The sequence below is a fragment of the Mesorhizobium sp. M0152 genome (assembly GCF_040322415.1).
In the GTDB taxonomy this organism is placed as follows: domain Bacteria; phylum Pseudomonadota; class Alphaproteobacteria; order Rhizobiales; family Rhizobiaceae; genus Mesorhizobium.
Map to the genome: position 1 here is coordinate 73,234 of NZ_JAMYTH010000017.1, position 12,920 is coordinate 86,153.

14 protein-coding genes and 1 tRNA gene are annotated in these 12,920 nt (G+C 63.6%); 6 read left to right on the plus strand and 9 right to left on the minus strand.

Going from position 1 to position 12,920, the window contains the following annotated elements; all coding sequences use genetic code 11:
- Positions 1-39: 39 nt before the first annotated feature.
- From kdpC to NKJ26_RS18290, 7 genes are all read right to left on the minus strand, one after another.
- Positions 40-603: a potassium-transporting ATPase subunit KdpC gene (gene kdpC / locus NKJ26_RS18260; protein ID WP_352696406.1), complete on the minus strand. Its 564-nt coding sequence runs from the start codon at positions 601-603 to the stop codon at positions 40-42.
- Positions 604-614: 11 nt separating this feature from the next.
- Entirely contained in the window at positions 615-2,708 is a 2,094-nt protein-coding gene (gene kdpB, locus NKJ26_RS18265) for a potassium-transporting ATPase subunit KdpB (protein WP_352696407.1), read from the minus strand.
- On the minus strand, positions 2,705-2,902 hold the full coding sequence (locus NKJ26_RS18270) for a hypothetical protein (protein ID WP_352696408.1): 198 nt from the start codon (positions 2,900-2,902) through the stop codon (positions 2,705-2,707). The genes kdpB and NKJ26_RS18270 overlap by 4 nt, the downstream gene beginning before the upstream one ends.
- Before the next feature lie 24 nt (positions 2,903-2,926).
- On the minus strand, positions 2,927-4,630 hold the full coding sequence (gene kdpA / locus NKJ26_RS18275) for a potassium-transporting ATPase subunit KdpA (RefSeq protein ID WP_352696409.1): 1,704 nt from the start codon (positions 4,628-4,630) through the stop codon (positions 2,927-2,929).
- A 20-nt stretch (positions 4,631-4,650) separates the two neighbouring features.
- Positions 4,651-4,740, minus strand: a complete 90-nt coding sequence (gene kdpF, locus NKJ26_RS18280; protein ID WP_032919213.1) for a K(+)-transporting ATPase subunit F — start codon at positions 4,738-4,740, stop codon at positions 4,651-4,653.
- Positions 4,741-5,629: 889 nt separating this feature from the next.
- Complete coding sequence (locus tag NKJ26_RS18285) at positions 5,630-5,854, minus strand: alkylphosphonate utilization protein (RefSeq protein WP_352696410.1); 225 nt, start codon at positions 5,852-5,854, stop codon at positions 5,630-5,632.
- A gap of 152 nt (positions 5,855-6,006) precedes the next feature.
- Positions 6,007-6,096 (minus strand) — tRNA-Ser (locus NKJ26_RS18290).
- A gap of 356 nt (positions 6,097-6,452) precedes the next feature.
- Between NKJ26_RS18290 and NKJ26_RS18295 the strand changes: the two genes are divergently transcribed.
- The 4 genes from NKJ26_RS18295 to NKJ26_RS18310 all read left to right on the plus strand — a co-directional run bounded on the left by NKJ26_RS18295 (position 6,453) and on the right by NKJ26_RS18310 (position 9,429).
- Positions 6,453-7,172 carry a hypothetical protein gene (locus NKJ26_RS18295; protein WP_352696411.1) on the plus strand — a complete coding sequence of 240 codons (720 nt, stop codon included), beginning with the start codon at positions 6,453-6,455 and terminating at the stop codon, positions 7,170-7,172.
- A gap of 112 nt (positions 7,173-7,284) precedes the next feature.
- Complete coding sequence (locus NKJ26_RS18300; protein WP_352602199.1) at positions 7,285-7,608, plus strand: hypothetical protein; 324 nt, start codon at positions 7,285-7,287, stop codon at positions 7,606-7,608.
- A 260-nt stretch (positions 7,609-7,868) separates the two neighbouring features.
- Positions 7,869-8,858, plus strand: coding sequence for a BMP family lipoprotein (locus NKJ26_RS18305; RefSeq protein ID WP_352602201.1), 990 nt, complete (start codon positions 7,869-7,871; stop codon positions 8,856-8,858).
- Positions 8,859-8,988: 130 nt separating this feature from the next.
- The gene (locus NKJ26_RS18310; RefSeq protein WP_352602203.1) at positions 8,989-9,429 is read left to right on the plus strand and encodes a GNAT family N-acetyltransferase; all 441 of its coding nucleotides are present in this window, start codon (positions 8,989-8,991) and stop codon (positions 9,427-9,429) included.
- Here the strand turns inward: NKJ26_RS18310 and NKJ26_RS18315 are convergent.
- A complete protein-coding gene (locus NKJ26_RS18315) occupies positions 9,424-9,816 on the minus strand; it encodes a hypothetical protein (RefSeq protein ID WP_352602205.1) in 393 nt (130 codons plus the stop codon). The genes NKJ26_RS18310 and NKJ26_RS18315 overlap by 6 nt on opposite strands.
- Before the next feature lie 25 nt (positions 9,817-9,841).
- Positions 9,842-10,051 carry a SlyX family protein gene (locus NKJ26_RS18320; protein WP_352602207.1) on the minus strand — a complete coding sequence of 70 codons (210 nt, stop codon included), beginning with the start codon at positions 10,049-10,051 and terminating at the stop codon, positions 9,842-9,844.
- A 199-nt stretch (positions 10,052-10,250) separates the two neighbouring features.
- Between NKJ26_RS18320 and NKJ26_RS18325 the strand changes: the two genes are divergently transcribed.
- Both NKJ26_RS18325 and NKJ26_RS18330 read left to right on the plus strand, forming a co-directional pair.
- On the plus strand, positions 10,251-11,783 hold the full coding sequence (locus tag NKJ26_RS18325) for an ABC transporter ATP-binding protein (protein ID WP_352696412.1): 1,533 nt from the start codon (positions 10,251-10,253) through the stop codon (positions 11,781-11,783).
- Positions 11,780-12,919, plus strand: a complete 1,140-nt coding sequence (locus NKJ26_RS18330) for an ABC transporter permease (protein ID WP_352602211.1) — start codon at positions 11,780-11,782, stop codon at positions 12,917-12,919. Before NKJ26_RS18325 ends, NKJ26_RS18330 begins: the two co-directional genes overlap by 4 nt.
- Position 12,920: the final 1 nt, after the last annotated feature.

Consider the following 12,920-nt stretch of genomic DNA (forward strand, 5'->3'; position numbering starts at 1 on the left):
GCGCCGGGGATACTGTCGATCCCCGGTTCCCGCCATTCGCTATTTGGCGGCGTCCAGGGCAAGGTTGAGGGCGAGCACATTGACCACCGGTTCTCCCATGAAGCCCAACTCCCTGTCCTCGACCTGGCCGTCGACAAGCGCCTTGATCCGGGCTTCGTCGATGCCCCTCGCCCTGGCCACCCGGGCGACCTGAAAATAGGCCGCTTCTGGGCTGATATCGGGATCGAGGCCGCTGCCGGACGTCGTCACAAGATCCATCGGGACGGGCTGGTTCGGATTCTCCGCCTTCAGCCTTTCGGCGTCGCCCTTGATGCGATCGATGAGTTTCGGGTTGGTCGGACCGAGATTGGAACCGCCGGAGGCACCGGCGTCATAGCCGTTTCCGGCGGCCGAGGGCCTGCCATGGAAATATTTGTCGCTGGCGAAGACCTGGCCGATCAGTTCGGAGCCGATCACCTTGCCGTCCTTCTCGACGAGGCTGCCATTGGCTTGCCGGGGGAACAGGGCCTGGGCGATGCCGGTCATGCCCAGGGGATAGACGAGGCCGGTCAACACGGTGAAGAAGACGATCATGACGATCGCGGGTCTGATTTGCTTGAGCATCGGAACGATCCTTATGCGAGGCCGAGGGCCGTGACGGCCATGTCGATTATCTTGATGCCGACGAACGGCACGACGATGCCGCCGAGGCCGTAGACGAGAAGGTTGCGGCTGAGCAGCGCGCCGGCGCCGATCGCCCGGTATTTGACGCCGCGCAGCGATAGCGGGATCAGCGCGATGATGATCAGCGCGTTGAAGATGATGGCCGACAGGATGGCGCTCTGCGGCGTCGCCAGATGCATTATGTTGAGCGCCTGCAGCGGACCGGTGGTCTGGCCGGGCGCCACATAGAAGACGGCGAACATGGCCGGGATGATGGCGAAATACTTGGCCACGTCGTTGGCGATGGAGAAGGTGGTCAGCGAACCGCGCGTCATCAGCAGCGCCTTGCCGATCTCGACGATCTCGATCAGCTTGGTCGGATCGCTGTCGAGGTCGACCATGTTGCCGGCCTCGCGGGCGGCGACCGTGCCGGTGTTCATGGCGACGCCGACATCGGCCTGCGCGAGGGCGGGGGCATCATTGGTGCCGTCGCCGCACATGGCGACCAGCTTGCCCTTGGCCTGCTCGTCGCGGATCAGCTTCAGCTTGTCCTCGGGCGTCGCCTGGGCGAGGAAATCGTCGACGCCGGCTTCGGCGGCAATGGCCGCCGCCGTCATAGGATTGTCGCCGGTGATCATCACGGTACGGATCCCCATGCCGCGCAGTTCGGCGAAGCGCTCCCTGATGCCGCCCTTGACGATGTCCTTGAGGTGGACGATGCCGAGCAGGCGTCCGTCCCTCTCGACCGCCAGCGGCGTGCCGCCCGACTTGGCGACCTCGTCGGCGATCGCCTGCAAATCGCGCACGGTGTCGCTGCCGGGCCGCGCGCCATGGGCGGCGACGGTCGACTGGTTGACATGGGAAAGGATCGAATCGACCGCGCCCTTGCGTACCGAGGAGCCGTCCATGTCGACGCCGCTCATGCGGGTCTGCGCGGTGAAAGGCACGAAGGTCGCGTGCAACGTCGCCATGTCGCGGGCGCGGATGGCATACTTCTCCTTGGCCAGCACCACGATGGAGCGGCCTTCCGGGGTCTCGTCGGCGAGCGAGGCAAGCTGGGCCGCATCGGCCAGTTCCTGCTCGCTGACGCCCTTGACCGGGCGGAACTCGGTCGCCTGGCGATTGCCGAGCGTGATCGTGCCGGTCTTGTCGAGCAGCAGCGTGTCGACGTCGCCGGCGGCCTCGACCGCGCGGCCCGACATGGCCAGCACGTTGAAGCGCACCAAGCGGTCCATGCCGGCGATGCCGATGGCCGACAGCAGCGCACCGATCGTGGTCGGGATCAGGGTCACGAACAGGGCGACGAGCACCGTCACCGGGATGTAGCCGCCGGAATAGGAAGCAAAGCTCGGGATCGTCGCGGTGGCCAGCACGAAAATCAACGTCATGCCGACCAGCAGGATGTTGAGCGCGATCTCGTTCGGCGTCTTCTGCCGCTCGGCACCTTCGACCAGCGAGATCATGCGGTCGAGGAACGTGTGGCCGGCAGCGGCGGTGATGCGCACGCGGATCCAGTCGGACAGCACCTGCGTACCGCCGGTGACCGCCGAGCGGTCGCCGCCCGATTCGCGGATGACGGGTGCGGATTCGCCCGTGATCGCCGCCTCGTTGACCGAAGCGACGCCCTCGATCACCTCGCCGTCGGACGGGATGATGTCGCCGGCCTCGACCAGCACGACATCGCCGACCTTCAGGCTTGTGCCGGGCACCAGTTTGAACTTGTCGCGACCCTCGCCGGTCAGGAGCTTGGCCTGGGTTTCGGTGCGCGCCTTGCGCAAGGAGTCCGCCTGCGCCTTGCCACGCCCCTCGGCGACGGCTTCGGCGAAATTGGCGAACAGCACGGTGAACCACAGCCAGATGATGATCTGCAAGGTGAAGCGCAGATCGCCGCCGCCGGTGACGAGATCCCTGACGAACAGCACTGATGTCAGCGCCGAGACGACGGCGACGACGAACATCACCGGGTTCCGGGCCAGCGTGCGCGGATCGAGTTTGCGGAAGGCGCCGCCGATGGCGGGCCACAGGATGCGGCGATCCATGATGACCGCTGATTTCGACTGGCTCATTTTGAAGCTCCGGCTTCGGTGTTGTTGGACGGCGCCGATCGATCGGATGCCGAAAGGAAATGCGGCGGGCCATAGGCGAGCAGCCAGATCACGATCATGACCGCCGCGATGGCCAGGAATGTCGACGGGCCTGGGAAGGGAGGAGGCGTTGCCTCGCCCTCATTCCCTGCCTTGGGCCGGATCTTGCGACGCATGCTGCCGAACCAGGACATGGCCGTTCAGAAGGTCTGCCCGTGGATCGCGGCCAGATGCTCGACAATCGGCCCGACCGCCAGCGCCGGGAAGAAGGTCAGGCCGCCGACGATGACGATGACGCCGACCAGCAGGCCGACGAACAGCGGACCGTCGGTCGGGAAGGTACCGGCCGAGGCGGGCACGGTCTTCTTCGCCGCCAGCGAACCGGCGATGGCAAGTGCCGGGACGATGACCAGGAAGCGGCCCATGAGCATGCCGAGGCCCAGCGTGATGTTGTACCAGGGCGTGTTGCCGCTGAGGCCGCCGAAGGCCGAGCCGTTGTTCGCCGCGGCGGAAGTGTAGGCGTAGAGGATCTCGGAGAAGCCATGCGGCCCGCCATTGGCGATCGACGCCACGGCACTTGGCAGGACCACCGCGATGGCCGTGAAGATCAGCATCGCCAGCGGCAGGCACAGGATCGCCAGCATCGCCATCTTGACCTCCTTGGCCTCGATCTTCTTGCCCAGATATTCGGGCGTGCGGCCGACCATGAGGCCGGCGACGAAGACGGCGATCAGGATGAACATCAGGATGCCGTAGAACCCGGCGCCGACGCCGCCGACGATGACCTCGCCGAGTTGCATGTTGATGAGCGGGATCATGCCGCCGAGCGCGGTGAAGCTGTCATGCATGGCGTTGACCGCGCCGCAGGAGGCCGCAGTGGTGATCACCGCGAACAGCGCCGAGAGCGCTATGCCGAAGCGGGTCTCCTTGCCTTCCATGTTGCCGCCGCCGATGCCCAGCGCATGGACCAGCGGATTGCCCGCGGCTTCCGCCCAGTAGCAGACGGCGACGCCGGCGACGAACAGCACGCCCATCGAGGCAAGGATCGCCCAGCCCTGCCGCTGGTTGCCGACCATGCGGCCGAAGACGTTGGTCAGCGCCGCGCCCAGGGCGAAGATCGTCACCATCTGGATCAGGTTGGAGATGGCGTCGGGGTTCTCGAACGGATGCGCGGCATTGGCATTGAAGAACCCGCCGCCATTGGTGCCGAGCATCTTGACGGCGACCTGCGAGGCGACAGGCCCGACGGCGATGGTCTGCCGCGCGCCTTCGAGCGTCGTGGCATCGACATAGGCGCCGAGCGTCTGCGGCATGCCGAGCCAGACATAGACGAGGGTGAGCACGATGCAGAGCGGCAAAAGCACGTAGAGCACGCAGCGTGTCATATCGACCCAGAAATTGCCGATCGACTTGCCGGAGGCGCGGGCAAAACCGCGGATCAGCGCCATGGCGATGGCGACCCCAGTGGCCGCCGACAGGAAGTTCTGCACGGTCAGCCCGGCCATCTGCACGAGGTAGGACATCGTGCTTTCGCCGCCGTAGTTCTGCCAGTTGGTGTTGGTCATGAAGCTGGCGGCGGTGTTGAAGGCGAGCCCCGGTTCGACAGCGCCCATGCCGGCCGGATTATAGGGCAGGCTGCCTTGCAGGCGCTGCAGCACATAGAGCATGAGGAACCCGGCAAGGTTGAACAGCAGCAAGGCCGCCGCATAGGCTGTCCAGTGCTGCTCCTCGCGCTCGCTGGTTCCGCAAATGCGATAGAGCCCGCGCTCGAGCGGGCCGAGAACAGGCGAAAGCAATGTGCGATCGCCGTTGAAGACGCGGTACATGTAGCCGCCAAGCGGCTTCACCAGCAAAACGACGATCCCGCAAAAGACCAGGATCTGTATCCAACCGTTCAATGTCATGGCCGTGGCTTTCCGTGCCTTCAGAAGCGTTCTGGACGAATGAGCGCGTAGGTCAGGTAGGCGAGCAGGAACAACGTTACGCCGCCACCGAGAATGTAATCGAAAAGCATGGTCCGATCCTTCAGATCAAATTCTGTCGCAGGTTTTGACGTAGGCGAAGGACAAGGCGAAAAACACAATACCTATTCCCAGAACAATGACGTCCATTGGTGTTGTTCCCTACGTCGGTTTGTACTTGGCACCTTGACCGAAAGGTCCACGATACCTCGAAACGGTCCATCGCGTTTTCATCGCAAAGGCGCCGAAATGTTCGTCGGGGGCGTTATATGGACCCGATCACCATAAAGGTTCGAGACGGCGCGAGCGGCAAAGAAATAGGAATCTTATAAGGATTTCGGCGGAATGGATTTGAAGTGATGAATGCGCCCCGACGCTCCAGCGCCTGCAATTTAGCCGCTGCTTGACAAAGAGCGCGCAAGCGATGACTCTGCTGGAATCTGAGCCAAAAGGGGGATTTCAGATGAGAAAGACTTACGAAAAGCCGATTTTGGTGAAGCGCGAGAAATTATCCGCCGTCACGGCTCTCTGCGCGCCATCCACCTGCGTTCCATAAGTCGGCTATCGCGCCGTGATCATCCGCCGCTGAGAGGCGGCGCGGTTTTTTATTAGCGCCGCGTGCGATTGCTGGTGTTTGCCCTCCGGACGATGTTCGTCCTGGGGGTGTTTGTTGTTGCCCGCGAGCAGGGTCGGCGTAAAGACCAGCGCACTGGTTTCAGCGGCTTTGTGAAACCGATGGTGGGCAGTGCGGCATTGAAGTGAAGCGCGCGGTCTTGATCGTTTTCGTTCGCTGCTGCCTGGTCAAGCCCTGACGCGGGCAAGAAACGCTTCCGTGATCATCGCGAATCGGTCCGGATCGTCGAATGCACGGGCCGCCAACATGGCGCCGTACACACCCGCCATGTGCAGCAGCGCCATGAAGACTGCTTGCCGCCATCAACGTCACGCCTTCTTCACGAACTCGGTTTTGAGCACCAGGCCCTTCACTTGCTTGGTGTTGCATTCGATCTCGCCGGCATTGCCGTTGAGGCGAATGTTCTTCACCAACGTGCCCCGCTTGATCGTCTCCAAAGTACCTTTGACTTTAAGGTCTTTGATCAGCGTGACGGAATCGCCGTCGTTCAATTGAGCGCCATTGCTGTCGCGCACGATTACATTGTCTGGCATGCCATCTCTCGATTTCGATTCCGGACGACGGATATTGTGGGCAAAACAGGAGAAAGTTCGAACCTGCCCTCCTGCGCTGAAGCTTCGGAGGGCATCCTGTATCGTTCAAACGATCGCGGCAATCCTGCGAAGCTCGAAGAGCGAAGCAGGACTGGCGGAGAGAGCGGGATTCGAACCCGCGTTACGGTTTCCCGTAAACACACTTTCCAGGCGTGCGCCTTCAACCACTCGGCCACCTCTCCGTCCATGCATGTCGCGCCGGCCGGCTTCGCCGCGCGGGTTGGGGAGATGCATCTCCCTTGGGATGCGGAGCTTCCGCGCCATCGGCGTCGCCAACCAGCGAACACCCTTCCCCGCACCCGAGCCGTCGAAGCAACAGGCGCGGGGCTCATCTAGTCGATCCAGCGCGGAATGCCAAGCCATAATGGCGGTCTATTCGCTTTGCCGGCCACACAGGCTTTCGCAAGGCCGCCGCGGCGCCCGTCCTCAGAGCGTTGCCGCCAAATGGTGTGCACAGGCAAATCCCTACGGCCGGCGCGCTTGACTTCGCACCCGGCCATCTGTCGAGTGGTGCGGAGGCTTTGCGGGGGCATCGTCCATGACATCGAACAGCGGAACGCCGGGCAATGGACAGGCACCGGCCGGGCGCGGGGATAGCGGGCTGTCCTACGTGCCGGTGGGCTGGCTGATCTTCGTCATGGCGTGGTCGGTCTATGGCCTGGCATCGGCCTGGTGGCTGGTCGGCGATTCCAGCCTGCCGGACAGTGTCTTCTATTTCCTCTCTGGCGGGCTCGTCGCCAACGTCATCACCATCCTGTGGGGCCTTTACCTGCTCGGCCTCGCCTTCGGCCGCTCGGCGCGTTTCCCGCGCCATTTCACCATGTGGCAGGTAGCCACCATCATCTGGGTGCTGGCGAGGCAGGCCTATGTGCTCGCCGCGCCCGATTTCGTCGTCTCCGCCAGGGGCCTTGCCATCGCTGGCGCCGAGATCGCCGTCGGCGTGCTTTGCATCTACCTGCTGCGTCGCGGCTCGAGTGCTGAAACCGTCTACGCCAAGCCGCGAACCGAAGCGCCGCCGGTCTTCGTTTCGATCGTCGCCGCCTTGCTCGGCATCATTCTTGGCGCCGCCATCAGCGCCGTCGCCGGCTTCTTCGCCGGCTCGGTGATAGCCGATGTCAGCGACATGGGCTGCTTCGAAGGCGCCTGCGGTTACTTCGCCGCCTTCATCGGCCTGGCAGGGCTGGTGGCCGGCGCAATCGGCGGCGGAATTGTCGCCGTCTGGCTCGTCCACCGGCGAAAAAGCCAGCCGGTGGCATAGGCCTGGCCTCAAATTCGCGTGTCGCGATTGCGAACCAGGCACACCCATTCTATCTCTCGTCTTGAAACCGGAAGGCCCTCGGGAGGAGGACTGGCCCGGAGGAAGGTTCCTGATGTTTCGCTTCGTCTTTCGTCTGGCGGCCATGGTCGCGCTGTCGGTCTCCGTCATCATGGCGGTGCTCGACACGACGCGCACGGTCGCGGCCTCGGCACTTGTGCTGACACCGCTCAACGCCAGTTGGCTCGCCGTCTCACCGGACACGCGGGCGGCGTTCGAGACCTTTGTCCGCGCCAAGGCCGGTTCGCTTGTTTGGGACGGCATCGTCGCCTGGGTGCTCAACCAGCCCGGCTTCGCCGTCTTCGCGGTTCTCGCCTTCCTGCTCTATGCGGTCGGCTACCGGCGGCAGCGGCGCACCGGGCAATTCGCCGGAACCTGATCCGCCTCTTGAATCCATCGGGAAGGAAGGCCGCGCACCTCCGCCTGGAGCCATTCGCGCAACGATCGAGTCGTGGCGAGGTTTGCCCGCGCCATGCTTTTCCAAAAGGTCAAAATTCCGCGTGAATTTTGTTTCGGCCCGTGCCAGATTGCCCGGGAGCGGGAGGGGAATACACTCCATGCTGACGTCGCGTGCCTGCCGGTGAACCGGGCAGGCAGGCGGTGCGTAACGGAAAAAATAACCGACAGGGTGTGGATCACATGAAACGTATCGTTCTCGGCCTCCTGGCCGCAACCGCAATGGTTCTCCCGGCTTTCGCCGCGGATGTCCAGCCGGCCGTCCTCTATGATCTCGGCGGCAAGTTCGACAAATCCTTCAACGAAGCGGCCTATAACGGCGCCGAGAAGTTCAAGACCGAGACCGGCGTCCCCTATGTCGAGTTCGAGGTGTCCAACGCTTCGCAGCGCGAGCAGGCGCTGCGCCGCTTCGCCGAGGACGGCCACAACCCGATCGTCATGGCCGGCTTCGCCTGGGAGGACGCGCTGAAGAAGGTCGCGGCCGAATATACCGATCTCAACTTCGCCATCATCGACGATGCCGTCGACCTGCCCAATGTCCGCTCGCTGGTATTCAAGGAGAACGAAGGCTCTTACCTCGTCGGCATCATGGCCGCGATGGCATCGAAGTCGAAGAAGGTCTCCTTCGTCGGCGGCATGGACATCCCGCTGATCCGCAAGTTCGAATGCGGCTATGTCGGCGGTGCCAAGTCGGCTGGCGCGACCGAAGTCATCCAGAACATGACCGGCGACACGCCGGCCGCGTGGAACGATCCGGCCAAGGGCGGCGAGATCGCCAAGACGCAGATCGACCAGGGCTCCGACGTGGTTTACGCCGCGGCCGGCGGCACCGGCGTCGGTGTGCTGCAGGCGGCGGCTGATGCGGGCAAGCTCGGCATCGGCGTCGATTCCAACCAGAACGGCCTCCAGCCCGGCAAGGTGCTGACCTCGATGCTGAAGCGCGTCGACGTCGCCGTCTACACCGCCTTCATGGATGGCAAGAACGGCACCTTCAAGGGCGGCCTGCAAAATCTCGGCCTCAAGGAGGGCGGCGTCGACTACGCCATGGACGACAACAACAAGGCGCTGGTGACCGACGAGATGAAGGCCGCGGTCGAAAAGGCCAAGGCCGACATCATCGCCGGCAAGATCGAGGTGCACGACTACACCACCGACAACGCCTGCCCCTATTGATCGGCACGGACATATAGGCAAACCTGCGAACCGCCGGACGCAAGCCCGGCGGTTTTGCTTTTACGGAACCGGCGATATGCGCGCCTGCTCCGGGGAAGTTTCGGGAAGTATGCGGCCCAAAATAGAACCAATGCAGGAGCGCGATGTAGCAGCGGTCGCCCGGCTGCGCCTCGCCACCTTTTTCGAGGGGACCGGGAGGAGCTTTGAGGACGATGCGGCAGGGCTTCGTGAACTGGTCGCCGGTGACGGCTTCGAGGCGGCATTCGTGGCTCGGATCGCCGGCGCGCCGGTTGGCTCGTGCCTGCTGGTCCGCCGCGAATTGGAGCCTGCCCACAATCTGACGCCATGGCTGGCCGGGTTGGTCGTCGAGGCCGGGCATCGGGGCCAGGGGATCGGCAGCGCATTGGTCAGAGCCATCGAAACCCATGCGGCGTCGAATGGCGTGGAGACGCTCTACCTCTACACGTGGGAGGCGCGTGATTTCTACGCGGCGCTTGGCTGGAACACGGTTGAAATGGTCGGGCAGGACAGCGAAACAATGATGCTGATGTCGCGCCGGCCTCGCCTATAGCTTGCCCGCCAGATAGCCCAGCGCGAAAGCCGCGATCAGCCCGACAGCCACCACCAGGTCGCGACGGCCGCCGAGCGCATGCAGGCCGATGCCGTGCGGCTTCAAGGACAGACTGCGGATCATCGCTGGTGACGCCGTATTCTCCAGGCCAGAGGCGCGCATCTGCGGCAATTCGGCGAGGCGCTGCGTCACCAGTTCCCAATGATTGTCGCCGCCTGGTTTTTCGCCGCGATCGAAGACATGCATGCGTTCGGCGAGCTGCACCACCGCGTCGCGGAAGGCAGGATCGATCTCAAGATCGCGCTCGGCCCGTTCGCGTTCCGCGTCGTTCATCAGCCCGAGCACATAGTCGCCGGCCCGCGCGATGCGATCCCTTTCACCGGCCATGACGGACGCCCTTCCCCGTTTTTCCTCACCAGTGCGGCGGCTTGGTCACGGGAACGTCGGGGCCGGCCTGCTCCTCCAGCGCCAAGAATCGGTCGGCCAGCGCGTCGAGCTTGCGCTGCATGCGCTCGATCACCTTCCACTGTTCGGCGATCTGGCCTGACAGTTCCTCGATCGTCTTTTCCTGTTCGGCGGCGCGGATTTCCAGCGTCGTCAGCCGGTCGTCGGGCATGCTCATTCAGATCCCTGATGTTGCATCGTGATGCGAATTTCGATTTTTCCATATTAGCGAATGTGAAGGCTCCAGCCACCTTCGAATTTGACAAGCGCACCGGGATTTGTCGACAGTGAACGCTGCTCCGGCCAATTGGCACGGGCGGAGCGTCATGCTAGGCGTTTTGACCAAGCGATAAAAAATAAGAGTGGGACTAGGCTGCATGGCGCAAGCCGCAATCGAGCTGATCGGCATCAACAAGAGTTTTGGCGCGGTGCGCGCCAACCGGGACATCAATCTGGAGATCGCGCGCGGCACGATCCACGGCATCGTCGGCGAGAACGGTGCCGGCAAGTCGACGCTGATGTCGATCCTCTACGGCTTCTATCAGGCCGACAGCGGCGAGATTCGCGTCGGCGGCAAGCCGGCATCGATCAACACGCCCAACGACGCAATCGCGCTCGGTATCGGCATGGTGCACCAGCATTTCATGCTGGTCGATAATTTCTCGGTGCTGGAGAACATCATCCTTGGCGCCGAAAGCGATGCACTGCTGAAAAGGAGCATCGCCAAGGCGCGCTCCGAACTGGAGCGGCTGGAGCGCGAATACGGGCTCGAGGTCGATCCCGATGCGATCGTCGAGGAACTGCCTGTCGGCCTCCAGCAGCGCGTGGAAATCCTCAAGGCTCTCTATCGCGGCGCCGAGATCCTGATCCTCGACGAGCCGACGGGCGTGCTCACGCCCGCCGAGGCCGACCATCTCTTCCGCATCCTCAAGCAGTTGAAGGAGCAGGGAAAGACAGTGGTGCTGATCACCCACAAGCTGCGCGAGATCATGGCCATCACCGACACGGTGTCAGTCATGCGCCAGGGCACGATGGTGGCGACCCGCGAGACCAGGAAGACAACCGTCGAGGAACTCGCCGAACTGATGGTCGGCCGGCGTGTGCTCCTGAGGGTCGAGAAGGGCGAGGCGGAAGCCGGCGCCGTCAAGCTCGCGGTCAAGAACCTGACGGTCAGGGATTCGCGCGGCGTCACCATGGTCGACGACATCTCCTTCGACCTGCGCGCCGGCGAGATCGTCGGCATCGCCGGCGTCGCCGGCAATGGGCAATCCGAACTGCTCGAGGCGATTTCCGGTATCAGGCATGCCGTCTCCGGCTCCGTGATGCTGGACGGCAAGCCGATCGACCTCACCGGCAAGGCCGACCCCGGCGAATTGCGCGACCGCGGCCTCGCGCACGTGCCGGAGGATCGCCACCATGTCGGGCTGGTGCTTGCCTTCGAGGAGAACGAGAATTCCATCCTCGGCTATCATGACGATCCCCGCTATTTGAAGGGGCCGTTCCTCAACATCGAGGCCATCATGGCCGATGCAAAGGACAAGATCGCCAAATACGACATCCGCCCCGGCAATCCGCGCCTGAAGACCGCCAATTTCTCCGGCGGCAACCAGCAGAAGATCGTGCTCGCACGCGAAATGGAACAAGACCCCGGCGTGCTGATCGTCGGTCAGCCGACGCGCGGCGTCGATGTCGGCGCCATCGAATTCATCCACAAGCGCCTGATCGCCATGCGCGACCAGGGCAAGGCCGTGCTGGTGGTCTCGGTCGAGCTCGACGAGATCCGTTCGCTCTCCGACCGCATTCTGGTGATGTTTGCCGGGCGCATCGTCGGCGAACGCGGCCCGGAAGCGACCGAGGGCGAGCTCGGCCTGCTGATGGCCGGCGTCGAGCACCAGGAGGCAGCACTTTGAGCACGCCCTACGCCAAACTGCCGGCCTGGGCCGATTACGGCCTGATCCCGCTGATCAACCTGTTCGTTGCCTTTGTCGTCGCCGGCTTCGTCGTTCTGCTGGTCGGCGAGAACCCGTTTCGCGCCGCCGTCATCCTGGTCCAAGGCGCCTTCGGCAAGGGAACCGGCATCGCCTTCACCCTCTTCTATGCCACCACATTCATATTCACCGGGCTTTCCGTGGCGGTGGCGGCGCATTGCGGCCTGTTTAACATCGGCACCGAAGGTCAGGCCTACATCGCCGGCCTCGGCATCGCCATCGTCTGCCTTGCCTTCGACAGCGTGCTGCCGTGGTGGCTGACATTTCCGCTGGCCATCGTCGCATCGGCGATCGTCGGCGCCTTCTGGGCGCTGATCCCCGCTTACCTGCAGGCCAGGCGCGGCTCGCACATCGTCATCACCACCATCATGTTCAACTTCATCGCCGCCTCGATCATGGTTTACCTGCTGGTAGGTCCATTGAAGCCGGCGGCATCGCAAGCCCCGCAGACGCGCAACTTCCTCGCCGGCGCGGAATTGCCGAAGCTCAACTGGATCATCGAGCTGTTCGGCGCCAAGATCCGTTCGGCGCCGCTCAACATCTCCTTCCTGCTCGCGCTGCTCATGGCCTACCTGGTCTGGCTGCTGATCTGGCGCACCAAGCTCGGCTACGAGATGCGCACCTATGGTCACAGCCCGAAGGCGGCGCGCTATGCCGGCATTTCTGAAACCCGCATCATCGTCACCGCCATGATGATCTCGGGCGCTCTGGCCGGCATGATGGCGCTCAATCCGGTGATGGGCGACCAGCACAATGTCGCGATCGACTTCGTCAGCGGCGCCGGCTTCGTCGGCATCGCCGTGGCGCTGATGGGCCGCCTGCACCCTGTCGGCATCGTGCTGGCGGCCATCCTGTTCGGCATGCTCTACCAGGGCGGCGCCGAACTCGCCTTCGAGATGCCGGCGATCAGCCGCGACATGATCGTCATCATCCAGGGGTTGGTGATCCTGTTCGCCGGGGCGCTCGAGCACATGTTCCGGCCTTACATCCAGGCGCTGTTCGCCTCGTTCAGTCCGCGATCGGTCGGCATGGAAGCGGTCAAGGGAAAAGGCGCCTGAG

What these genes read in the sequence shown, in the direction of transcription:
- kdpC (WP_352696406.1), bottom strand. Translation starts at nt 603, where the DNA reads ATGCTCAAGCAAATCAGACCCGCGATCGTCATGATCGTCTTCTTCACC.
- kdpB (WP_352696407.1), bottom strand. Translation starts at nt 2,708, where the DNA reads ATGAGCCAGTCGAAATCAGCGGTCATCATGGATCGCCGCATCCTGTGG.
- NKJ26_RS18270 (WP_352696408.1), bottom strand. Translation starts at nt 2,902, where the DNA reads ATGCGTCGCAAGATCCGGCCCAAGGCAGGGAATGAGGGCGAGGCAACG.
- kdpA (WP_352696409.1), bottom strand. Translation starts at nt 4,630, where the DNA reads ATGACATTGAACGGTTGGATACAGATCCTGGTCTTTTGCGGGATCGTC.
- kdpF (WP_032919213.1), bottom strand. Translation starts at nt 4,740, where the DNA reads ATGCTTTTCGATTACATTCTCGGTGGCGGCGTAACGTTGTTCCTGCTC.
- NKJ26_RS18285 (WP_352696410.1), bottom strand. Translation starts at nt 5,854, where the DNA reads ATGCCAGACAATGTAATCGTGCGCGACAGCAATGGCGCTCAATTGAAC.
- NKJ26_RS18295 (WP_352696411.1), top strand. Translation starts at nt 6,453, where the DNA reads ATGACATCGAACAGCGGAACGCCGGGCAATGGACAGGCACCGGCCGGG.
- NKJ26_RS18300 (WP_352602199.1), top strand. Translation starts at nt 7,285, where the DNA reads ATGTTTCGCTTCGTCTTTCGTCTGGCGGCCATGGTCGCGCTGTCGGTC.
- NKJ26_RS18305 (WP_352602201.1), top strand. Translation starts at nt 7,869, where the DNA reads ATGAAACGTATCGTTCTCGGCCTCCTGGCCGCAACCGCAATGGTTCTC.
- NKJ26_RS18310 (WP_352602203.1), top strand. Translation starts at nt 8,989, where the DNA reads ATGCAGGAGCGCGATGTAGCAGCGGTCGCCCGGCTGCGCCTCGCCACC.
- NKJ26_RS18315 (WP_352602205.1), bottom strand. Translation starts at nt 9,816, where the DNA reads ATGGCCGGTGAAAGGGATCGCATCGCGCGGGCCGGCGACTATGTGCTC.
- NKJ26_RS18320 (WP_352602207.1), bottom strand. Translation starts at nt 10,051, where the DNA reads ATGAGCATGCCCGACGACCGGCTGACGACGCTGGAAATCCGCGCCGCC.
- NKJ26_RS18325 (WP_352696412.1), top strand. Translation starts at nt 10,251, where the DNA reads ATGGCGCAAGCCGCAATCGAGCTGATCGGCATCAACAAGAGTTTTGGC.